General features: G+C 66.1%; 18 protein-coding genes. 9 read left to right on the top strand and 9 right to left on the bottom strand.

The annotated features are described in order from the left end of the window. Window positions 1-181: 181 nt before the first annotated feature. Window positions 182-487, bottom strand: coding sequence for a metal-sensitive transcriptional regulator (locus E3O62_RS13155; RefSeq protein ID WP_134398803.1), 306 nt, complete (start codon window positions 485-487; stop codon window positions 182-184). Further along, the gene (locus E3O62_RS13160) at window positions 484-2,160 is read right to left on the bottom strand and encodes an FAD-dependent oxidoreductase (protein ID WP_134398804.1); all 1,677 of its coding nucleotides are present in this window, start codon (window positions 2,158-2,160) and stop codon (window positions 484-486) included. Before E3O62_RS13160 ends, E3O62_RS13155 begins: the two co-directional genes overlap by 4 nt. A gap of 80 nt (window positions 2,161-2,240) precedes the next feature. On the opposite strand from E3O62_RS13160, the gene E3O62_RS13165 reads away from it, so the two are divergent. Beyond that, window positions 2,241-3,545: an O-antigen ligase gene (locus E3O62_RS13165; protein ID WP_134398805.1), complete on the top strand. Its 1,305-nt coding sequence runs from the start codon at window positions 2,241-2,243 to the stop codon at window positions 3,543-3,545. A gap of 19 nt (window positions 3,546-3,564) precedes the next feature. After that, window positions 3,565-4,866, top strand: coding sequence for an O-antigen ligase (locus tag E3O62_RS13170; RefSeq protein ID WP_134398806.1), 1,302 nt, complete (start codon window positions 3,565-3,567; stop codon window positions 4,864-4,866). Between the two features lie 25 nt (window positions 4,867-4,891). On the opposite strand, the gene E3O62_RS13175 is transcribed toward E3O62_RS13170, so the two are convergent. Next, the gene (locus tag E3O62_RS13175) at window positions 4,892-5,926 is read right to left on the bottom strand and encodes a glycosyltransferase family 2 protein (protein WP_134398807.1); all 1,035 of its coding nucleotides are present in this window, start codon (window positions 5,924-5,926) and stop codon (window positions 4,892-4,894) included. Then, window positions 5,926-7,095 (bottom strand): glycosyltransferase family 2 protein, encoded by a 1,170-nt coding sequence (locus tag E3O62_RS13180; RefSeq protein ID WP_241973491.1) that lies wholly within the window; start codon window positions 7,093-7,095, stop codon window positions 5,926-5,928. Before E3O62_RS13180 ends, E3O62_RS13175 begins: the two co-directional genes overlap by 1 nt. 58 nt (window positions 7,096-7,153) lie before the next feature. On the opposite strand from E3O62_RS13180, the gene E3O62_RS13185 reads away from it, so the two are divergent. The 3 genes from E3O62_RS13185 to E3O62_RS13195 are packed head-to-tail and all read left to right on the top strand — an operon-like array spanning window position 7,154 to window position 10,277. After that, window positions 7,154-8,029 carry a glycosyltransferase family 2 protein gene (locus tag E3O62_RS13185; RefSeq protein ID WP_134398809.1) on the top strand — a complete coding sequence of 292 codons (876 nt, stop codon included), beginning with the start codon at window positions 7,154-7,156 and terminating at the stop codon, window positions 8,027-8,029. Further along, window positions 8,026-9,183: a hypothetical protein gene (locus E3O62_RS13190; protein WP_134398810.1), complete on the top strand. Its 1,158-nt coding sequence runs from the start codon at window positions 8,026-8,028 to the stop codon at window positions 9,181-9,183. The genes E3O62_RS13185 and E3O62_RS13190 overlap by 4 nt, the downstream gene beginning before the upstream one ends. Beyond that, window positions 9,180-10,277 carry a glycosyltransferase family 1 protein gene (locus tag E3O62_RS13195; RefSeq protein WP_134398811.1) on the top strand — a complete coding sequence of 366 codons (1,098 nt, stop codon included), beginning with the start codon at window positions 9,180-9,182 and terminating at the stop codon, window positions 10,275-10,277. Before E3O62_RS13190 ends, E3O62_RS13195 begins: the two co-directional genes overlap by 4 nt. On the opposite strand, the gene E3O62_RS13200 is transcribed toward E3O62_RS13195, so the two are convergent. Genes E3O62_RS13200 through E3O62_RS13210 form a run of 3 tightly spaced genes read right to left on the bottom strand, consistent with a single transcriptional unit; the run spans window position 10,253 to window position 14,099 of the window. Further along, window positions 10,253-11,416 (bottom strand): glycosyltransferase family 4 protein, encoded by a 1,164-nt coding sequence (locus E3O62_RS13200; RefSeq protein ID WP_166786485.1) that lies wholly within the window; start codon window positions 11,414-11,416, stop codon window positions 10,253-10,255. The two genes, E3O62_RS13195 and E3O62_RS13200, sit on opposite strands and share 25 nt — an antisense overlap. Beyond that, a complete protein-coding gene (locus tag E3O62_RS13205; RefSeq protein ID WP_134398813.1) occupies window positions 11,409-13,040 on the bottom strand; it encodes a DUF2142 domain-containing protein in 1,632 nt (543 codons plus the stop codon). Before E3O62_RS13205 ends, E3O62_RS13200 begins: the two co-directional genes overlap by 8 nt. Next, window positions 13,041-14,099: a glycosyltransferase family 1 protein gene (locus E3O62_RS13210; protein WP_134398814.1), complete on the bottom strand. Its 1,059-nt coding sequence runs from the start codon at window positions 14,097-14,099 to the stop codon at window positions 13,041-13,043. Window positions 14,100-14,344: 245 nt separating this feature from the next. On the opposite strand from E3O62_RS13210, the gene E3O62_RS13215 reads away from it, so the two are divergent. Next, complete coding sequence (locus tag E3O62_RS13215) at window positions 14,345-15,757, top strand: glycosyltransferase family 39 protein (RefSeq protein WP_166786487.1); 1,413 nt, start codon at window positions 14,345-14,347, stop codon at window positions 15,755-15,757. Between the two features lie 16 nt (window positions 15,758-15,773). On the opposite strand, the gene E3O62_RS13220 is transcribed toward E3O62_RS13215, so the two are convergent. Next, complete coding sequence (locus E3O62_RS13220) at window positions 15,774-16,574, bottom strand: glycosyltransferase family 2 protein (RefSeq protein ID WP_134398816.1); 801 nt, start codon at window positions 16,572-16,574, stop codon at window positions 15,774-15,776. Window positions 16,575-16,685: 111 nt separating this feature from the next. Here E3O62_RS13220 and E3O62_RS13225 point away from each other — a divergent pair, with 111 nt between their 5' ends. Together E3O62_RS13225 and E3O62_RS13230 are read left to right on the top strand one after the other, a co-directional pair. Continuing rightward, the gene (locus tag E3O62_RS13225) at window positions 16,686-17,414 is read left to right on the top strand and encodes a glycosyltransferase family 2 protein (RefSeq protein ID WP_134398817.1); all 729 of its coding nucleotides are present in this window, start codon (window positions 16,686-16,688) and stop codon (window positions 17,412-17,414) included. 4 nt (window positions 17,415-17,418) lie between these two features. Further along, window positions 17,419-17,793, top strand: coding sequence for a DUF2304 domain-containing protein (locus E3O62_RS13230; protein ID WP_134398818.1), 375 nt, complete (start codon window positions 17,419-17,421; stop codon window positions 17,791-17,793). A gap of 59 nt (window positions 17,794-17,852) precedes the next feature. On the opposite strand, the gene E3O62_RS13235 is transcribed toward E3O62_RS13230, so the two are convergent. Beyond that, on the bottom strand, window positions 17,853-19,118 hold the full coding sequence (locus tag E3O62_RS13235) for a hypothetical protein (RefSeq protein WP_134398819.1): 1,266 nt from the start codon (window positions 19,116-19,118) through the stop codon (window positions 17,853-17,855). A gap of 140 nt (window positions 19,119-19,258) precedes the next feature. On the opposite strand from E3O62_RS13235, the gene E3O62_RS13240 reads away from it, so the two are divergent. After that, window positions 19,259-20,851: a DUF2142 domain-containing protein gene (locus E3O62_RS13240; RefSeq protein ID WP_166786488.1), complete on the top strand. Its 1,593-nt coding sequence runs from the start codon at window positions 19,259-19,261 to the stop codon at window positions 20,849-20,851. Window positions 20,852-20,872 lie beyond the last annotated feature (21 nt).

Consider the following 20,872-nt stretch of genomic DNA (forward strand, 5'->3'; position numbering starts at 1 on the left):
GGGCAACTCTGAAATATCCAACTGAACTCTCAATTCCCCGCCTCAAGTGCGGCCTGTAGTGAAACACGAACTGTCTCACTACAGGCTGACACTCAGGGCCAGAACCCCGAAAAAGCGCTTTTACGGGAGAATCTCCGTCGAATTGGTTCAACGCCGAGCGGGCCCGACCTGCGTCGGGCGGCTACGCCAGCGTCAGGAAGAGCTTCTCCAACTCCTCGACGGTGAGGGAGTTCTCCCCCTCCGGGTTGTCGAGGCACTCGCGCATCGCCGTGGAGACGATGACGAAGCCGGCCCGGTCGAGGGCGCTGGACACCGCGGCGAGCTGGGTGACGACATCCTTGCAACTGCCGCCGGCCTCGACGGCGGTGATGACCGCCGCGAGCTGGCCCTGGGCCCGGCGCAACCGGTTGAGGATCTTCTTCTGGTTCTGTTCCCCAGCGACGTCGGCAGCAGCGACGTCGGCAGCGGTAGCGGTGATTTCGGTCATGCCGGAATCCTTTCAGACTTGGCGGCGATGACGGGCATCAGGCCGAGAGCGGTTTCGCCGGCGATCCAGGTGCGGTAGCCGCCGTCGAGGTTCTGCACGTCCAACCCGTTCTGGCTCAAGATGCGTGCGGCCGTGTGCCCGCGCTGGCCCACCTGGCAGTGCACGATCACAGGTGCGTCGGGCAGCTCGGCCAGGCGGTCCCGCAGTTCGTCCACCGGAACGTTGATCGCGCCGGGAATGTTCCCGGCGGCGAACTCCGCCGCCGAGCGCACATCCACGAGCACCGCGCCCGCGGCCCGGGCGGCGGCCAGCTCGTGCCACTGCAGCGCACGCGTCGTTCCCGCGGCAAGGTTGTCGGCGACATAGCCGAGCTGGTTGATCGGGTCCTTCGCCGACGCGTACTGCGGCGCGTATGCCAGCTCGAGGCGGGTGAGAGCGGATGCCGTCAGTCCGCCGGTCATCGCCGTCGCCAGGATGTCGATGCGCTTGTCGACGCCGCTGCCGCCGACGATCTGGGCGCCGAGGATGGCATCCGTCGCCGGGTCGATCAGGAGCTTTATCGACATGCCCTCGGCGCCGGGGTAGTAAGTGGCGTGCGACGCCGGGTGGGTGTGCACGACCCGGTGCGCGCGGCCGCGCTGCACGAGACGCTTCTCGCTCCAGCCGACCATGGCCACCGTCAGGCCGAAGATGCCGAGGATGGCGGTTCCGAGCACCGGGGAGGCCGACGCGGGCTCGCCGGCAATGCTGTCGGCGGCCGCCCGGCCGTGCCGGTTGGCGAGGCCGGCCATGGTGATCAGGATGCCGCTGTTGTCGACGGCGTCGATCTTCTCGACGCCGTCGCCGACCGCGTAGATCGACGGGTCGTTGGTCCTCTGACTGCCATCGACGGCGATGCCGCCGCTCGCGCCGATCGTGATGCCCGCTCGGGCGGCGAGCGAGGTGTCGGGGAGCACCCCGACGGAGTCGATGACGAGGTCGGCCGGAACGACGGATCCGTCGCTGAGCTTGACTCCCGCGTCGACGGCGGCGGCGACGGTCGTGTTCAGGCGTACGTCAACGCCCCGCACCAGCAGCTCGTCGAAGATCGGCGCGGCCATCTCGGCGTCGAAGGGCCCGAAGACCTGGGAGCCGAACTCGACCAGGGTCACGTGCACACCGCGGCGAACGAGGTTTTCGACGGCCTCCAGGCCGATGAACCCGGCGCCGATGACGACGGCGGAGGCCTGACCCGTGATACCGGCCAGCAGAGCGGTGATGTGGTCGACGTCGTCGACCGTGCGCAGGGTGCGAGTGGCGAGGCCGGCCGGGGTGATCCCGGTTCGGGGCGTCGCCCCGGCAGCCAGGATGAGGCGGTCGTACGTCTCGGTGGTCTCGGCGCCGGTCTGTGTTTGGCGCACGGAGACCGTCTTCGCTTCCCGGTCGATCGCCGTGACCTCGTGGTCGACGCGCACGTCGAGGCGGAAGCGGGCCCCGAGGGATTCCGGGGTCTGGAGCAGGAGGTTGCTGCGGTCCGTGATCACGCCGCCCACGTAATAGGGAAGTCCGCAGTTTGCGAACGAGACATAGTGGCCGCGTTCAAATATGATGATGTCTGCCGTCTCGTCCAGCCGACGCAACCGCGTCGCCGCCGACATTCCGCCCGCAACTCCACCGACAATGATCGTTTTCATTCGAACCTCCGGGATAAGTATACCCCAGGGGGTATAGAAAATGATCGGTGACCGCCCCGGCACACTCTAGCCTTAGACACATGCCCGCCGTCCAGAGCCGATTCGTCGTTCGAACCTTCGCGACGCTCGTCTTTTTCTCCGTCCTGGCCGGCCAGTTCTGGCGCAGTGTGTTCGGCTGGTGGGGCTACGGCGCGATCGCGCTGATCGTCGTCGTGAGCAGCGTCGTCGCCCTCGTGAAGTTGAACCCGGACTGGATGTGGTCGCGGTTCCCGAAATCGCTCATCGCCTTCCTCGGTCTGGCCACCCTGTCGCTGGCCTGGTCGTTCTACCTCGGCGCCTCCCTGATCGGGGTCACCCTGCAGTGGGCAACCACGCTGGCCGCGCTGTTCCTCGCCCTGTGCCTGAGTTGGGCCGAGCTGCTGCGCACGCTCGCCGCCGCACTGCGCTGGATCCTCGCCCTGTCCCTCGCCTTCGAGCTCATCGTCGCCCTGTTCGTGCGGCAGGCCCTGCTCCCTTTCTGGGTCGACTACGGCACCCGCAACGTGCCGGAGTCGTACTACTGGACCCGCGGCATCCTGTTCCAGGGCGGCCCGATCGAGGGCATCGTCGCCAACCGCAACCTGCTCGGATTCGTGGCGCTGATCGCCGTGATCGTCTTCGCCGTGCAGCTCGCCGCCGGCACCGTGAGCCGCAACTGGGGCCTGGCGTGGCTGGGCCTCGCGGTGCTCATGCTGCTGCTGACCCGGTCCGCGACCGTGACGCTTGCCGCCGCCGCCGTCGCCCTGGCACTGATTTTCGCCCTCTGGGCCCGCCGCCGGCCCCCCGAGGGGCGCCGGCCGGTTTACCTGGTGGCCGCGGCATCCGTGGTCGTCGGCGGTGTCGGCCTGGTGGCCCTCACGCCGCAGCTCCTCGCCCTGCTCGGCAAATCCGCCGACCTCACCGGCCGCCTCGACATCTGGCGCAGCGTGGCCGGGCTGGCCGCCGAGCGCCCGGTGTTCGGCTGGGGCTGGGTGAGCTACTGGGCCCCCTGGGTCGAACCCTTCGAGGGTCTCGCCGTGCGCCGCGGCGTCGTCTACCTTCAGGCGCACAACGCCTGGCTCGACGTCTGGCTGCAATTGGGTGTCCTCGGGCTGATCGTCTTCGCCGCCGCCGTTTTCTCCACGCTGTGGCGCTGCTGGTTCCTCGCGGTCGACCGGCCCAGGCGCGCCCTCGCCGACACGGAACCCTACGCGGCCTCCGCCCTGCTCCCGCTGCTGCTCCTGGTAGCCCTGATCGCCCAGAGCCTGGCCGAAAGCCGCATCCTGATCGAGTCCGGCTGGCTGATGCTGGTCGTGCTCGCCGTGATGACGAAGCGACAGCAGGCAACCAATCAACGGATGCCGTAGGCGGTAGCGTGGGAACGTCATGACTTACCGCGCGTATCCCCCCGCCGTGCCGGACCAGTTCACGCGGCTGTTCGCCTCCCCCAAGTTCGCCTCCTCGCTGGCGCTGGTCATCATCGGCTTCGCCTTTTCGACCACTGCCCTGCGCGCTGTGATCGGCCCGCCCGGCGTCGTCGGCATTCTCGTGGGCCTCGTCGTGCTGGCCGCGTTCTCGCTCACCGCCCGCTGGGCCGGCGTCGACTGGCACGGGCTCCTGCCGATCTCGATCATGGTCTTCGTGGGCTGGTGTGCCCTGTCGGTGCTGTGGTCCAGCTACCCGCTGCACACCCTCAGCGCCTCGCTCTACCAGCTCGCCTTCACCTTTTTGGCCATCTACATCGCCCTGGCCCGCGACACCATCCAGGTCGTGCGCGCCACTGGCGACGTGCTGCGGGTGCTGCTCGGAGTGTCTCTGGCCCTGGAGGTGCTCTCCGGCCTGCTGCTCGACACGCCCTTCGTCTTCCTCGGCATCCAGGGCAACATCGACTCTTTCGGGCCCGTGCAGGGCCTCTTCGGCTCTCGCAACGTGTTCGGGTTGGTCTCGCTGATCGCGGCGGTCACTTTCGCGGTCGAGCTGCGGTCCCGGTCGGTGCGGCGCGGGCTCGGCATCGGCTCCATCGCCCTGGCCGTGTTCGGCCTGCTACTCACCCGCTCCCCCGTCATCCTCGTGGTGGCCCTGTTCGTGGGCCTAGCCGCGCTGGCCTTGATCTGGCTGCGCGCCACGCCCGTCGCGAACCGGTGGCTGCTGCAGATCGGGCTGCTCGGCGGCACCGTCGTGGCCGGCATCATCGCGGTTGCGGCCCGCGCGCGCATCACCGACCAGCTGAACGCGGGCAGCGAGTTCGAGGCCCGCACCACACTCTGGAGCGAAATCTGGCGTCTGGCCATGCTGAACCCGCTCGAGGGCTGGGGCTGGGCCGGTCTCTGGCCCGTCGACGTCACGCCCTACGGCTGGCTCAGCTTCGTCACCGGGCGCCCGCAGGCCTCCGCGCTGAACGCGTTCCTCGACGTCTACTTCCAGGTCGGCCTGGTCGGCCTCCTCTCGTTCCTCGCGCTCGTGACGCTCGCCTTCTGGCGGTCGTGGCTGCTCGCCTCGGATAAGCGCTCGATGGTCTACGTCTGGTCGCCGCTGGTGCTGGTGACCCTGCTGGTCACCTCGGCGGCCGAAAGCACCGTGCTGGTCGACTTCGGCTGGCTGCTACTGCTGATCTGCGCCGTGAAGGCCGCGCAGGGCAAGAGTTGGCGCAGCCTGCTGCAGCCCACGCCGCACCGGCAGCCGGAGTAGCGGTCGCCGGCCGGGAGCGGAGAGCTCAGACCGGCTGCACCAGATCGCGCAGAATATCCTGCAGGCCGAGTCCGAAACGACGGTAGTCACCGGCACGCCAGCCCTCGAAAACCGAGGCGACCCGGGCCGCGCGCAGGGCCGGAAGGGTGCTGCGGCGGCGTTCGTGGGCCAGCTTGGCGTCGATCAGGGCAAGTGTTGTGGCCGAAGGCGCAGGCTGCAACTGCGCGGCCCGTGCTTGCAGCGACTGGGCTCGGGCCAGCAGACGGGCGTTGCGCGCCGTTCGCGGCGCTCGCAGCCGCCCCAGCTTGCCGGCCGCGTCGAGGCTTGAGGCACCGATCTGGTTACCCGCATGCTGCCGGTAGTCCAGCAGCGGGATTTCGAGCAGATCGACCTCTCCGGTCGCTGCGGCGACGATCGACAGCCATTCGTCGTGCACCCAGGAAGCCGGGAACGGGCGGGCCTGCTGCACCAGCCCGCGGCGCAGCATCGCCGTGGCGCCGGTGACGATGTTTCGGCGCAGCAGGATATCGAAGGCGTGACCCGCATGCTCCGAGGCCCGCTCGGCGGCGGATACCCCCAGGGTGGCGAGCAGGGTTCGGCCCGTCGGCCGGCCGGCCTCGTCGACGAGTCGGGCATCCGTATGGAGCAGTTGCAGGTCGGGGCGGGCCTGGAACTCGGCGGCCAGCAGGGCCAGCCGCTCCGGGGGCCACACGTCATCCTGATCGCTGAGCGCGATCAGCTCGCCTGCACAAGAACTGAGCGCCTGCTCGAAGTTCGCAGTGACGCCCAGCGGCGCAGAGTTGCGGATCAGGCGCAGGGTCACGGCCTGCCGCGGATGCTCTACCTTCCAGGCGGCGAAGACGCTTTCCACCTCAGCCGGGGTGTCGTCAGTGGAGCCGTCGTCGGAGACGACGATCTCCTGGGCGGGTGCGCTCTGACCGAGGATGCTGCGCAGCTGTTCCTCGATGAACTCGGAGCCGTTGTAGGTGCAGAGCGCCACGGAAACGCGCGGCACGGAGGACACGGGCGGGCGGGCGGCGGCACCGGTTGAACGACTCATCAGCGTCGGTTCAGGCCGACCGAGAGCACACCGAGGAAGAGGCCACCCATGACCGTCTGCGAGCCCAGCATCATCAGCAGGGCAGAAGGGATGGCCACCCGCACGGTGGCACCGGCCTCAAGCGCGCCATAACCGCCCGCCGCCCAGCCGATCAGCTGCGACAAGGCTATGCCCAGGCCGATCAGGAACAGCACGACCCCGAGGATCGCACCGCTCTCGAGGCTGATGCGTTTCTCGAGCCGTTCGAAGTTGCGGCTGCGGGGGATGCGGAACCCCTCGTGCTGGGCGTAGATCTTGGTGAGCAGGGCGAACAGGAAGGCCTGGTAGCCGACGACCGCCAGGGCGGCCAGGTAGATCTGGCTGGAGTAGGTGAAGCCCACCTCCCCCACCACGACGGGTCCGAAGCCGAGCAGCACGGTGCCGACCAGGCCGATCAGGAACGCGGAGATGCCGGGGATCAGGAAGAGCCAGCGCGGGCTGAAGATGAGCAGGAAGCGGAGGTGCCGCCAGCCGTCATGCCAGCTGCGCAGGTGCGGCGGCCGGCTGCGGCCGTCCTTCTTCAGGGTGGTGGGCACTTCGCTCACCCGGGACCCACCCAGGGTGGACTTGACGACCATCTCGCTGGCGAACTCCATGCCCGAGGTCTGCAGGTGCAGGGCAAGCATCGACTCCCGGTTGAATCCGCGCAGCCCGCAATGGAAGTCCTTGATCGGGGAACGGAACAGGGACCGTCCGATCCAGGACAGCACCGGGTTGCCCAGGTACTTGTGCAGAGACGGCATGGCGCCGGGTTCGATGCCACCTCGGAAGCGGTTGCCCATAACCAGTTCGTCGCCTGCGCGCAGCCGCTCGACGAAGCCGTCGAGTTCGCTGAAGTCGTAGCTGTCATCGGCATCGCCCATGATGACGAAGGTGCCCCGGGCGGCCTCGATACCCCCGATCAGAGCGCTGCCGTAGCCCTTTTCCGTGACATCCACCACCCGGGCCCCGTGGGCCTCGGCGATCTGCTGCGACCCGTCAGTGCTGCCGTTGTCGGCGATCAGGACCTCACCGGAGATGCCGCTGCGCCGCAGATATCCCTGGGCCTTGTCAATGCAGATCGCGAGCGTCTCGGCCTCGTTGAGGCACGGCATCAGGATCGAAAGTTCAATGGTTTCGGTGATTGTCATGCTCGCTGCAAGTCCCGTCATTGTTGGTCTGGCTCCCTCATCGTACAGAATGTGCTGTGTGGACCTTGGACTGGTGGTGACGACGCTCGGCCGTGTCGAGAGCCTGAAACGACTCTTCGATTCCCTGTCCGACCAGCTTCTCGCCGCGGACGCCCTCGTCGTCGTCGCCCAGCGCAACCTGCCGGAGGTGGAGGCGCTCGCATCCGTCTACCGCTCGGAGAGCATGCGAATCACCGTGACGACGTCGCCGCCTGGTGCGGCCCGCGGCCGAAACGCGGGCGTCGCCGCCCTTCCGGCCGACCGGGATCTGCTGCTCAATTTTCCCAATGACACAACCTGGTACCCGCAGGGCGCTCTGGCCCGGATGCGGCTCCTGGCCGAGACGTTCCACGCAGGCGCCCTCACCGTGGTCGACGAGAACGGGCCCAAGTTCGTGCTGCCCGAGCCGGGCGCGGCCCTGACCCGGTGGACGGTCTGGAGCGTGATCGAGATGGGCATCCTGATCCGGCGCAGCGTGTTCGACCGGATCGGCGGCTTCGATCCTGAGATCGGCACCGGCGCCCCGACGCCGTGGCAGGCCGGGGAGGCCACGGACCTGCTCCTGAGACTGATCCGTGCCGGGGAGCACCTGGACTTCGTCTGGCAGCCGCCCGTGCTCACGGTGGGCGGGATCAGCGACCCGAGCGGGCTCAGCAGCGCGGAACGACGCCACAAGCTGCGCGGCTACGGTCGCGGGCTGGGGCGGTTAGTGACCCGCTGGCGGTATCCGTTGTGGTGGCGGTTCGCGTTCCTCGGCGGTGGCCTGTTCTTCGGCCTGCGCAATCGTGGCACGAACGCCCTCCTCGACGGCTGGTGGGTGTTCCTCGGCCGCCTCGAGGGGATGCTCGGGCACACCCTCGGCCCGGCTGGCACGCTCACCGCGGTGACCCGGTGACGGCCGACCTGCCCTCCCCCCTCCGGCTGCGGCGGGCCACCCTCAGCCTGATCACCCTGCTCGGGGGCGTGTCGCTGGCCGTCATCCCCGCGGCCACGGTCGCCATCTCCTCCCGGCTGTTCAGCCGGCCGGAGCAGGGCGTCATCGCCGTGGCAGTGATGGTGGCCACCTTCGCCGGCCAGCTCACCTTCGCGGTCGTGCTGGAGTCCCGGCTCGGTTCGGCCGCCACCGAACGCCGGGTGGTGTTCCCACTCTGGCTGGCCGGCCTTGCCCTGGTCGCCGCCGTGGTGATCGCCCTCAACGCCACGGACCCGGTCGTGCTCTGCCTCGGCCTGCCCGTGCTGATCGCCGCCCTTGAAGTGGGCCGGGGTGTCTCGGTCGCCGAGCGTCTTGACCTGCGGGAGATCTGGGCATCCGTTTTCGTGGGTCTGGGTGCCCTCGGCGGCGTGCTGGCCGCGTTCACCGGTCAGGACTGGGCGCTGATCCCCCTCGTGGCCGGCATCGCCCTGGCCACCCTGGTGCGCTGCCTGCCGGTGACGCACCGGGCCAGCCGCCCCGAGCCGGCCGTGATGGGCTGGGTGGTGGCCGACACGGCGATCACCGGGGTGATCTACCCACTCCTGAACACGATGATCCTGACTCTGATCGGACCGGGCGAGGCGGTGCTGTTCACGGCCATCGCAACGGTGTCCGGCCTGCTCGCGATCCCGCTGAACTTCATGCGACTTCGCCTGCTCAAAGAGCATTCCCGACTCGATATCGCGGTGTCCGCCGGCGCGGTGCTCGGGGCCGTGGTGGTGCTGGTCGTGCTCGAACTCACGGGTGTGCTCGGCTTCATCTTCGGCGGAGTCTGGACCAGCTCAGCCGCCATCCTGCCGCTCGTGCTCGCCTGCGGCTGGCGGGCTGCATCACTCGCCACGACCATTCCGTTCGCCGCGCTGCGCCGGATGGGTGAGGTGCGGCTGCTCACCGGGCTGCGCGCCGCCGTCTCCGTGATGGCGTTCGCCCTCGCCGGGGTCGGCCTGGCACTGCACAGCCTGTCCGCCGTGTTCCTCGGTCTGCTCATCGCGGAGCTGGCGTCGGCCGTGGTCTACGAGTTCGCCCGGCGCCGCCGGGTGCGCGCCGTCGCGCTGGTCGTGGCGGCCGCCGCGTGAGCCGCGTCCTCGTCGACCTGCTCTTCTTCACCGGCCGCAAGGGCGGCATGGAGTCGTATGTGCGGGAGGTTTACGGCCGGATCGACCCGGATGCCGACGGGCTCGAGTTCGTCGGCTTCGCCTCGAGTGAGCTAGCCGGCTCGGACACGTCCTGGTTTCCGGGCGAGATCATCGACTCGGGCATCAGCGGCGAGAACCGGATCGCCTGGGCCCGCGGTGAGCTCGTCTCCGTCGCCCGCGCGGCCCGGCGGCTGCGCGCCGATCTCGTGCACTGTCCGGCGAACCTCGGTCCGGTCTGGTCGCGGGTGCCCGTGGTGCTCACCGTGCATGACCTGCTGCCGTTCCGGCATCCGGAATACGTGCCCGGGGCCTACTCGCGCATTCTCCGAACCATGATCCGGGTGGCGGCGCGCGGCGCCCGCCGTGTTCTCACCATCAGCGTCGCCTCGGCAGAAGACATCGTGCGCTACCTGCGGGTGCCGGCCGACCGCGTCGACGTGGTGCCGCTCGCGGGCCAGGACGCGGATGTGAGCCCGCACGCGTCGTCCCTCCCCCGGCTGCCGCGCCACGTGCTGGCCGTGGGCAACCGGATGCCGCACAAGAACTTCCCGCTGCTGCTGCAGGCCCTCGCCCTGATCCCCATCGAGTCCCGGCCGCACCTCGTCGTCACCGGCAGCCACGGAGACGACCCGCTCACCCCCCTCGTGGCCACGCTCGGCCTGGAGGCGTGGGTGTCGCTGCGGGGCTGGCTGAGCGCCGAGGAACTGGACCGGCTCTACGCCGAGTCGAGCCTGATCGTGTTCCCGACCCTGTTCGAGGGCTTTGGACTACCGGTGCTGGAGGCCATGTCCCGGGGCTGCCCGGTGGTCTGCTCCGATATCCCGGTGCTGCACGAGGTCGCCGGAGACGCGGCCGTGTACGTGGCGCCGAAGGATGCCGCCGCCCTCGCCGCGACGATTTCCCGTCTGCTCGACGACCCGGCCGAGCTGGCCCGGCTGTCAGGGCAGGGCCGGGAACGCGCCCGCGCCTTCTCGTGGGCGCGGACCGCCCGGCACACCGTGGCGTCGTTTCAGCGGGCTCTCGCCGAGCGGTAACGCGCCAGAATCTGGTCGACCGAGGCGCTCAGGCCGTGGCTGAGCCGCTCGCGCCGGAACCAGTCCAGAGTGGTGCGGCGCAGGGGCTCGCCGGCATCGACGGCCCGAACGATGGCCGCGCCGAGTTCGGCAGGGTCCACGGAGGCGGCCACGAAGCCGTTGACGCCGTCGACGACCAGCTCCGCTGCGGCGTTGTCGGGGCCCGCCACCACCACGCTGGGTGTGCCGAATGCCGCCGCCTCGGCGATGACGAGCCCGAACCCCTCCCGCGCCGACGGGTTGACCAGCACCCGGGCACCCTGCACGAGATCCCGGAGCTCCTCGTCACTCACCCGTCCGCGCAGCTTGACGACGGCGTCCAGGCCGAGCTCGGTGACCCGCGCGGCCACGCGGGACGTTTCGGGGCCGGAGCCCACGATGATCGCGTGCAGGGCCGGAGCCTGGCTGCGGGCCTGCCGCAGGGCCGGAACGAGGTCGATCAGGCGTTTGTCCGCGATGTGCCGGCCGACGAAGATCAGGTACGGGTCGGCCGGGCGTTCGGTCGTGGCATCGGGCTCGTCTCCGACGAGATCGACCAGTCCCAGGCTGACCGGCTCTGCGCTGCGCCGATAGCGGCGCAGCCGGGCGCCGGTGAACTCGCTGTTGACGGTGTGCAGGTCACCGAGACAGATGCCCACGGTCTGCAGCAGGAACGCGAGAGTCCCGGGCACGACGCCGGCGTACTCGCGCCACTTGCGCCCGGGCCAGACCTCGAGCCAGTCGGCGACCACGAAGGCGCGGGTGCCGAGGAGGGCCAGCCGGACCGCGAAGAGGTTGAGCACCGGCAGGGTGCTGACGACCACGACGTCGTAGCTTCCGCGTCGGCGGAGGAAGTGGCGAAAGAGCGCCCAGGCGAAAGCGACCGCGCTCCGGGGGGTGCGGGCGCCGCCGGCGTCATAGATGTCGCCCTGCCATACCGGAACGAGGGCGAAGGGAACTTCCGGGGGCGCATCCGTCGGCCATTGCCGTCGGGTCACGTAGTCGACGGGGCACCCTCGGGCCCCGAAGAGCTCCGCCAGACGGCGGTAGACCCGTTCGCCGCCACCGGTGTTGACCGGGAACAGGCAATCGAAGGCAACCGCGACCCGCGGTTCACGCACGGATCGTCTCGGTCTCCGACTCGGGCGACGCGGATGCGTCAATGTAAGCTTCGACTTCGGCTTCGGCTTCGGCTTCATCGTCGGCACGGGCGGTTCGCGCTGCCAGCCGGCCCGACCACAGCAGGAAGAGGAGTGAGACGAGGCCGTAGAGGGCCACCAGGGGTATCGTCCCCAGCGGGGGTTCCCAGCCGGGGCTCTCCCAGATGGTGCTGAACGACTGGTCCGTACCGACCCCGTAGCGGCGAAGCACCAGGAAGAATGCCGCCAAGCCGTAGGCGGCCAGGAGGGTGAGTCCGATCCAGGTCAGCCGGGTGGACAGGAACGCGAGACGCCGCCCCGAGCGACCGGACAGAAGCCACGCGGCCACGAGCGTCACCCCCACGTAGAGGAAGAGGCCGTAACGGCCCTGCCAGATGATGCCGGTCTGGTGCACGCTGTAACCCTGCACGAGAGCCGGGACCAGAAGTGCGGCCCCCGTGACGATCCCCATGGTCGCCACGCTGCGCCGGTCCAGTCCTGCGAAGGCGAGCGCCACCAGGATGGCCAGGGCGGCCACGAACGGCCAGTAGGCGGCAACAGACAGAGGCGTGTCGATCCAGCCGAAGAACCCGATGGCCTGCTGGAAATAGTCCGGCGTCAAGCGAATCACATAGGCGAAGCCCTGCACGAAGGAGGCCCCCACCTGAGGCGCATCCGAGGCATCTGCCTGGCCGGACAGGCTGCCGCCGGCGAGAGTCCAGAGAATAGAGAAAAGGCCGCCGGCCGCCACGAAAGCCAGCCCGACATAGGAGGAAGCCGTCGTGAAAAGCGTCTTCACCGCCCGCCACCCCATGGCGGCGAAGCACAGGCCCACCACGACGACGAGCCACAGCGGCCCCGTCGCGCGGGCTGTGGCCAGCACGATCGATGCCACGGTGACGATCAGCCAGAGGTGACGACGGGATAGCGACGACACCACTCCCGCATCGCGGCCGTCGAAGTGCTGCAAAAGCCTCAACAGGGAGATCCAGAGCGCGCCGGCCGCCGCGACCTCGATGCCGTTGGGGTTCACGGCCCCGAAGAGGTACACCACCATGGGTGCCGCAAGGAAGGCCAGCCCGAACGGCAGCCACCGCGAACGCCGCACCGACATCGCGGTTTGGAAGGCCCAGGCCACGAAGACGGAGCAAAGCAGGCCGCTGATGATGCGCATGGCGTAGATCCCGGCCGATCCGTCGAGCAGGAGGGTCGGCCAGCCGACGAGGTAGTAGTAAATCGGGTTGTAAGCGCTCACCCAGGTGTTGAACCAGTCGGTGCCGCCCTCATCCCCGAGCTCGAACCCGCAATCGGCGGTCATCTCGGGGTGAGACAGGTAGCAGACGATCTGCTGGCTGTAGGAATACCCCTCCGGCAGGTCGACGACGGAGTGTCTGACCCCCGCCACGGCATGCCCGGTGAGGTCACCTCGCACCTGTGCGATGGCCTTGGCGGCATGGGCGTTCTCGTCCGGGACGGAGAAGATCGGGCTGGCCATGGACCACAGGGTCGCGAGCATCGCCATCAGGGCGAAGGCCGTCCAGAAGACGGACCGTCCGTGACCTCGGGTTTGGCGCTCAAGGTTGCAGTCCTCAGCCGGGCTGATCATTCAACGCCTGTTCTGCACTGCGGCGCTGTACGCCTGAACATGCGCCTCCCGACAGCTTTCCCAGGTAAATTCCTTCGCCCGAAGAACGCCGGCAGCTTGCAACTCATCCGTGCGCCGGATCGCCTCGATAATGGCTCCGGCGATAGCGGCAGGTTCGTGGGGATCGAACTGGACTGCGGCCCGCCCAACTATCTCTGGGAGAGAACCCTCACGGGACACGGCCACTGGACACCCAGAGGCCATGGCTTCGAGGGGAGGCAGACCAAAACCTTCGTACAGGCTCGGAAAAATTAGCGCTGCCGCCGCCCGATAGAGGTCCTGGAGTTCGCTCTGATCGACGAAGCCCTTTCGGTCAACCCAATCCGGGAGATCCCCGAGCTGGTCAAGCCCCCCACCGGTCAGAACCAAACGGAGCCCGGGAACGGTTTTACGAGCGATTTCCACGGCCGTGACCAGCCGGGCATGATTCTTATGCGGCCACCCACGCGCCGGATACAGAACGAAGTTTTCACGCGGGCCAAGGTTGGGAACATATCGATCGGTGTCAACGCCCAAATGGGCGACAAAGATTCGGGCAGGATCCAAGCCGAGGCGGTCGACCATTCGCTGTTTGGCGAAATGGCTGATCGTGATCACGGCGTCCGCGCGTTTGGCAAAACCTTCATAGAACTTGTGCCGGTAGATCAACTCGCTCTTGCTGAACAGGTGCGGCAGGTCAAGGTGCTGAACGTCGTGCAGGGTCTGCACGGCGGCCTGGCCGCTTGATGGGGCGGGAAGCGCCACCGTGAACGGGTAGTGGACAACGTCCGCCTCGGCCATTTTGCGCCTGAGGTCTCCTGATCGTGCGGTGATCTTCGCCATCTGGAGCAGTCTCTGCCGAGTGCCCGGACCGCCGTTCAGCCTCTGTACAAGACGTTCCGGAATGCCACGGCTGAATCCGCGCGCCGAAGCGGGCAGGAATGCCTCGGCTCGCACCGCGGACGATAGCGCAAGCTGTTCAGTGAGCGCTTGGGCGTAGGTCTCTGTCCCGCCCATTCCCCCGCGAACCAACGTGAGCATTGACAATGCCACCCGAGGGCACGTGCTTGAACCAGCGGACAACTCGCTCACGCCGTCCTGGCTGTTCCCGCAGGGCGCACCTGCTTGGCATTAGATTCGGTCATGGGGTTCAACTCCAAATGTTGACTCTGAGATGGCGTCGAAGCGTTCGATTCCCACCGGACAGAACAATCTCAGCGTAGTGCAGGTACAAATCAACCCCGTCTACGTGCCGGTTCGCCGCACGACCCAGTTAAAGGATGCAGTTGACTCACGACAAACTCATTTCCCAGCGAGACACGACAGCCGGTAACGGGCGTTCAAGCCGCAACTTCAGGTCAATTCTGCAAATTCTTGCAGTACCACTCATCCTGGTGATAGCAGGCTTGGCGATGTCGATTGCAGTGACGACACAGCATAGCGATGCTTTGTCGCCCAGCGACGAGTGGGTGTACGTGGACTACCTGCACAAGTTCCCGCATCAAGGTCTGGTCCGTCAGGGAGAACCGATCGGGCAGGAATCTCTTGAGCTGATGGCCTGCTCAGGCGTGCGTGCCTACGGGCCGATGGGACCGCCCTGCGGGGGACCTTACGATGACATATCGGACTTTCCATTCGGCGGAGTGACCTCCGCCTACGGCTACACACCACTGTATTTCGCCCCGACATGGCTTGCCGCCACCGCGATCGACACGATCACCTCCGCTGATTTCCTCACGTCCGCTCGTCTGACCGGAGCCATTTGGCTGGCGTTGACGATGATCACCCTCTACTGGATGTTCCGCGAGTTCCGAGTGAAGCGATTAGTCGCACTGGCGCTCGGACTCTGCTTCATCGGCTCACCGTATTCATGGTGGCGGTACACCTATGTCACCACCGACGCCCCGACTGTCGCCATCACAGCCCTGATGCTGATCATGGCGCTGAGGTTCCTTCGCGGGCGCATGTCAGGCTGGTGGCTTGTCCCCGCAGGAACACTGGCGATGCTCTTCAAGCCTTCGAACATCCTCACCGTCGGCCTCATCGCTGTTTTCCTGCTTATCGAGGCCGGCCGACGCTGGCGGCAGAACCGTCCAACGGGCATTTCTCTGACGTGGCGGGCATTCCTGTCCGGCCCAGGTCCGGAACACCTGGTCGGTGTGGCTGCAGCGATGGTCATCGCGAGCGGCGTGGCGCAATTCCTCTGGCTCCAGGTCCAAAAAGCCATCGCCGTTGGTCTCCCGGCCGATCAGGGCCAGGGACGCCCCTTGACCGTCGCCGACATTTTCAGTCAGGCCGTCAATTTCTTGCCGGACACGATCGTTTCCAACGTGGTCCTGTACGGCACCAACACCAACTCCTACGCTATTCCTGCATCTATTGTTGAGCCGCTCTCCTGGCTCACGGTTGCCGGGGTGGCCGGCGGGATATGGATGCTCTCACGTCGGAATTCAAACGCTTCAATCATCTCAGCAATCGCCATTTCCGCAGTGGCATTCGCGCCTCTTCTCGCCCTGATGCTGCAGCTGACCCTGGGCGAGTATTACGAGATTCCAGCCCGATACGGCGCCCCCGTGCTGGCCGGTTTTCTTCTGGCCGCAGGGTTGACAGCTCAGAACCGCTGGGTTTCATACTTGGTGCTGACCTACGGAACCGCCTTGGTCATCTACGTGACCGTCCGAGCCCCAGTCTTCGCCTGAAATTGCTGGGAACGCGCTAACCGCGGGGCGTTCCCAGCGCTCGAGCTCTGGAATTGACTCGTTTCGCCGCCGCGTCGGAGGCCCAACGAACCGGATACTGCCACAGAGGGCTTACTGGCCGGAGGTAGGCGGGCAGGTGCCGCCTCTTCACGCCTTCCGATTCGAGGCTCGAATCCAACCGGTTGGCGACAGTGAGGGAGTCGGGGTGCCACCGGAAGGCCGCCACCGAGTCACGAGTCCAGGCGAATCGCCCGAATGAGCGCAGTTTCAGGAACGCGTCCAGATCCATCGCAAACCTGAGCCTCTCATCAAATCCACCAATGGAGGCCAGGGCATCCAACCGAATCATCGTGGCAGGGTGCGGCACGAGGTCAGGGCCCCACGCGAGCAGGATACGGGCCAGACGTCCGGCATTGCTGACGAAGATGGTGCGGCCCTCGCCATCGATGTAGTCGCAGCCTCCGTAGGCCAGTACTGCACCGGAGTCAGCTTCAAGGAGTTTCGCCAAGGAGGCGAGCCCACCCGGTCGAAACAGGTCGTCGTCACCGACCCAGGCGTAGAACTTTTCCGTGGTCCGTTCCGCCAGCCCACAATTGATGGCCGCCGAGATCCCGTCGCGGGGATCGTCTGCAAGAACGGCACCGAATGATAGGGCTAGCGTCCTCGCTTCTGTCGCAGCGACCGGGGCAACGACGACGAGAGTCAGGCCGATTGTCGCCGTCTGAACAACGACTGATTCCAAAGTCTCCCTCAAGGAATCAAGCCGGTCGCCAAGGGTTGGCAGGACAACAAGTACTTGAGCGTCTGAGGATTCCACGGCAGGCCTTTCGGATCACGGCACCAAGAACCCGATGCGCGAACAGACATTGTTCGAGAGTCCGACTCTTAAGCGGATCTGGGCGCAGGCGCACCTTGATATTATCGAACTATGACTTCAGACTTTGACGGGACGCTAATTGTTGTGCCCGCCTTGAACGAAGAAGCTTCCGTTGCAGTCGTCGTGCAGGAGATCCAGCATGCAATGCCCGGAATACACTGCCTCGTCGTCGACGACGGCTCGGTGGACGCGACGGCTGTCACAGCGATAGGAGCGGGTGCTGCAGTCCTTCGCCTTCCGTTTAATCTCGGTGTCGGCGGCGCCATGCGGGCAGGCTTCAAGTACGCCGAGGCGAACGGATACAGTCGGGTCGTGCAAATCGATGCCGATGGCCAGCACGACCCTGCGAGCGTTCCACAATTGTTGCTCGCGCTCGAGACAGCGGATCTGGTCCTTGGCGCCCGCTTCGCCGGCACGGGTGACTATCGAGTCACCGGCCCGCGGCAATGGGCCATGGTGGTTCTTGCACGAATTATCAGCAGACTGGCACACACGACTCTGACCGATACCACGTCCGGTCTTCGGGCCAGCGGACCTCGGGCCGTTCGACTTTTCGCGGAACACTATCCCGCGGAGTACCTCGGGGACACCATCGAATCGCTTGTCATCGCCGCACGCGCCGAATGTCGAATAGCCCAGATTCCGGTCGCGATGAGAGTCCGATCGGCAGGGCAGCCGTCGCACGACCCGTTCAAAGCCGCCGCGTACCTCGGCCGTGCCTGCATTGCACTCGTTTTCGCAATCATGCGGCCACCAATATCTATAAGTGATGGACGCTGAAGAAATGACCCTTACGTCCTACCTGCTGGGAGTTCTCACCGCCCTGTTCACGCTGGGCGTGGTCGTCGAGATGCTGCGACGAAGGCGGCTCCGGGAGCGTCATGCCATCTGGTGGCTCATTGCGGGTTCCCTCGCTCTCGTCATTGGAATCTTCCCCATCACCCTGACGTGGGCGGCAGCCGTCCTGGGCGTGCAAGTGCCGACGAACCTTGTCTTCTTCGTGAGCCTGGCAGTGCTGTTCCTGGTCAATCTGCAGCACGGAGCCGAGCTCACCACTCTGGAAGATCGCGCTCGCGTTCTTGCCGAGCATTCGGCCATGCAGGACATGCGAATTCGGAACCTCGAGCGCTCCGCATCCGACGGACGGCCCGTCAACTGAAACCGTGACCGAGTGCAGGTCCGTGAACGGACTCCCCCATGGGTTGCAGAGCACAGGCGTCAGTTACTGACCCTCTTGCGCCGGAAGAACATCGTCAAGCTCAGGAGATGAACAAGCAAACCGAGCAGGGGACCGATGAGGAGAGACGCGAGCACACGCGGCACCAGGTCGAGCGGGAGGAACATTGCAAGCACGGTCATCCCGGCCGCAATCATCCAGCCGGCGGAGTAGGCGGCGTGCAGGCCACGCGCTAGAACTGCAGGGCCACTGACACACAGGGCCCCTATCCCGAAGGACGACAAGACCAGCAGGGCAAGCGTTATGGCTTCAATCCGATACGCGTCACCAAACATCCACTCGAAGACCTGCGGCCCGATGAAGAAGGCGATCAAGGCCAACAGCGCAGCGACGAGTGCGATCCCAGCCAGAATGACCCAGACCTTGCGCAATACGTGGGCAACCTGCCCACGGAATTGGATGACCAGAAAACTCTGAAGTGACATGAGCGGCACCACAAGCGGAGCCCTCGTCAGAGTGATGGCCAGCAGAAGGACGCCCAAGGTTGCAGCGGGTTCTGTCCCCGATGTGGCGCTGACGATGAGTGGAAACCCGCTCACGATGATTGCGGTCGAAGCGGAAGCCGCAATCGACCTGACGATGTTCCATGACAGGCGCCCGAATCGGACGTCGATGGCGCTGCGGCCACGGACGCCCTTCCTCATGAAGAGCCAGAGTATGGCGGGTGTCAGTGGGAACGGTACGACGACCGCCCATGCGAGGCTCCCGGGGTCAGTTGTCACGAGCAGGGCCAGCCCCGTGCAGACAAGGCGCAAAATACTGTCCAATGCGATCATCCACGCCAGGGCCATCCACCCGCCGAGGCCGTAGAGGGTGCCGCAGAGAACCGCCACGACGACATAACCGCCCACGCCGATGGTGAGCGGAACGACATAAGCAACCGGATCACCCGAAAAGACCGTTTTCGACCACAACGGACTCGAGACAACGACCAAACCCATCACGCTGATCACGAGTATCGCCGCATAGTTCTGGAGCTTGGATGGACGAGCTGATTGGGCAGGTGGGCCGGCTGATTCGGTATCGACTGGGTGCGTGGCGCGCGTAATTTCCTGCTGGATGCCCGCGAGAGAGCCAACAATGAGGTAAACGGCCGACCAGAAAACTGCGAACTGAGCGTAGCTCGAAGGTCCGACCTGTGCGGCTACTAGCCAAAGCACCAGGTAACCGGAGACACCCGCCACAATCGTGGCCACGGTGAGCAAACCCAGACCATCCAGCCGCCGATGGCCCTTGACAGAACTCACAAAATCACACCTCACGGGAACACGACCACTCACCGGTCTGAGTCCTCAGACCGGTGCCTTAGTCTAGGTCAGGCGATCGCCGTCAGGAATTGTCAAACGTGACAGCACAACGAAGGGGAAGCCACCTCATGGGGTCTGCGATGAAAACCTCACCAGCTCCAAGCGCCCGCTCACTCGGAATCCGGTTCTTTGCAATCGCGTTCGTCCTCTTCCTCGCCCCCATGGCAATCTGGTCTCTGGCCTCACCCCTCATGTCAGTCCCGGATGAGCCCTCGCACGTGATTCGAGCGGCCTCCGTTGTTCGAGGCGACATTGCGGGGCATCCGCGCCCCGAGATCACGTGGCAGATCGAAGCGACGGTGCCCAACTACATCGCACACGCACATGAACTGACCTGCTTCGCGTTCGATCCGACAAAGTCCGCCGGCTGTCAGGGCCCCGTTGTCGGAAACCCGGACAGCCTCGTTGTGACCGGCACGACCGCCGGTTCGAACAGCCCTGTGTACTACGCAATTATCGGCCTCCCGACTTTGATTTTTTCGGGAAGTCAAGCTCTCTATGCGATGCGGCTGACGAACGCAATCGTCTGCGCGTTCCTCGCTGCTGGTCTCATCACTTCCCTGATGCAACTACCTCGCGCACGGTGGACCATTCTGAGCACGTCGGTCGCCGTCACGCCGATGGTCCTCTTCCTCGGTGGATCAGCGAATCCAAATGGCATCGAAGTCTTCGCGGCGGCAACTCTTTTCTCGACTCTCGTCGCGACCCTCAGCACACATTCTCCTGCCCGAGTCATGTGGGGACGCGGAACGCTCATCGTCGCCTCGGTTCTCCTGCTGACCGGCACTCGCAGCATCGCTCTCCTGTGGGTTCTCCTGGCCTTTTGCTCTGCTCTGTTTTTTGCGCGCCGAAGCGTGGCGGCTGAGCTCCTTCGAACCCCGGTGGCGTGGGTCACTTTGACGGTGAGTGCATTGGTGTGCGCAGGGGAGCTCATCTGGTTCACCCGGCCCAGCGTCGGCACGCCCTCACCGGTGTTCGAGGGCGCCGGAACACCTTTCAGAAAGGCGTTCGCCCAGATGCTCGACCAGACTCTGGACTTCGGCCAGGGCTGGATCGGGCTGTTCGGATGGGTTGACCGGCCGGCTCCCATGCTGACGTTCGCTATCTGGATCACTGCGATGGGCGCACTCCTACTGGTCACGCTGGCACTCAGCCGCGGACCCGCGCTCTATGCGGTCCTTTTTCTGACGGCCGCCATCGTTGCCGTTCCGGCAATCTCCCAAGCCGCTATTGCGGCAGAGGTCGGCTTCATCTGGCAGGGGAGATACACGCTGGCACTCGTGGTTTGCCTGGTACTTGCCTGCGGGGTCGCTTTGGACCGGGCGGTTCCATTCCCGTTGACGCGGGTGTCACGGAACCTTACTGTCACTGCGCTGATCACTATCGCTGTGGGTCACGTGGTCTGCTTCATTTGGGTTCTTCGCCGATACGTCGTGGGGACCGGTTCATCATGGCCGTCCATGATCAATGCGCCCCAGTGGCAACCCCCGGGAGGATGGGTTCCACTCACCGTTGCCTTCAGCCTCGCGGTCGGAATCGCAATGTGGGCGATCTGGCGTGCACTGTCAATCCGGGAAATCGACGAGCCGACAAGAGTCGATCGGAGAGCCGACGAGAGCACGAGCGACACGGACACCGCAAACGCACGCGTAGCCACACAGGCAAGGGCCTGATAGGCCGGCTGAGATGGAGCC

The organism is Cryobacterium sp. TMT2-15-1 (assembly GCF_004402345.1).
Lineage (GTDB): Bacteria > Actinomycetota > Actinomycetes > Actinomycetales > Microbacteriaceae > Cryobacterium > Cryobacterium sandaracinum.

Coding starts and splice junctions, on each gene's coding strand:
- E3O62_RS13160 (WP_134398804.1), bottom strand. CDS start 2,160: ATGAAAACGATCATTGTCGGTGGAGTTGCGGGCGGAATGTCGGCGGCG.
- E3O62_RS13240 (WP_166786488.1), top strand. CDS start 19,259: ATGAAAACCTCACCAGCTCCAAGCGCCCGCTCACTCGGAATCCGGTTC.
- E3O62_RS13175 (WP_134398807.1), bottom strand. CDS start 5,926: ATGAGTCGTTCAACCGGTGCCGCCGCCCGCCCGCCCGTGTCCTCCGTG.
- E3O62_RS13205 (WP_134398813.1), bottom strand. CDS start 13,040: ATGATCAGCCCGGCTGAGGACTGCAACCTTGAGCGCCAAACCCGAGGT.
- E3O62_RS13230 (WP_134398818.1), top strand. CDS start 17,419: ATGACCCTTACGTCCTACCTGCTGGGAGTTCTCACCGCCCTGTTCACG.
- E3O62_RS13155 (WP_134398803.1), bottom strand. CDS start 487: ATGACCGAAATCACCGCTACCGCTGCCGACGTCGCTGCTGCCGACGTC.
- E3O62_RS13210 (WP_134398814.1), bottom strand. CDS start 14,099: ATGCTCACGTTGGTTCGCGGGGGAATGGGCGGGACAGAGACCTACGCC.
- E3O62_RS13180 (WP_241973491.1), bottom strand. CDS start 7,095: ATGACAATCACCGAAACCATTGAACTTTCGATCCTGATGCCGTGCCTC.
- E3O62_RS13170 (WP_134398806.1), top strand. CDS start 3,565: ATGACTTACCGCGCGTATCCCCCCGCCGTGCCGGACCAGTTCACGCGG.
- E3O62_RS13225 (WP_134398817.1), top strand. CDS start 16,686: ATGACTTCAGACTTTGACGGGACGCTAATTGTTGTGCCCGCCTTGAAC.
- E3O62_RS13165 (WP_134398805.1), top strand. CDS start 2,241: ATGCCCGCCGTCCAGAGCCGATTCGTCGTTCGAACCTTCGCGACGCTC.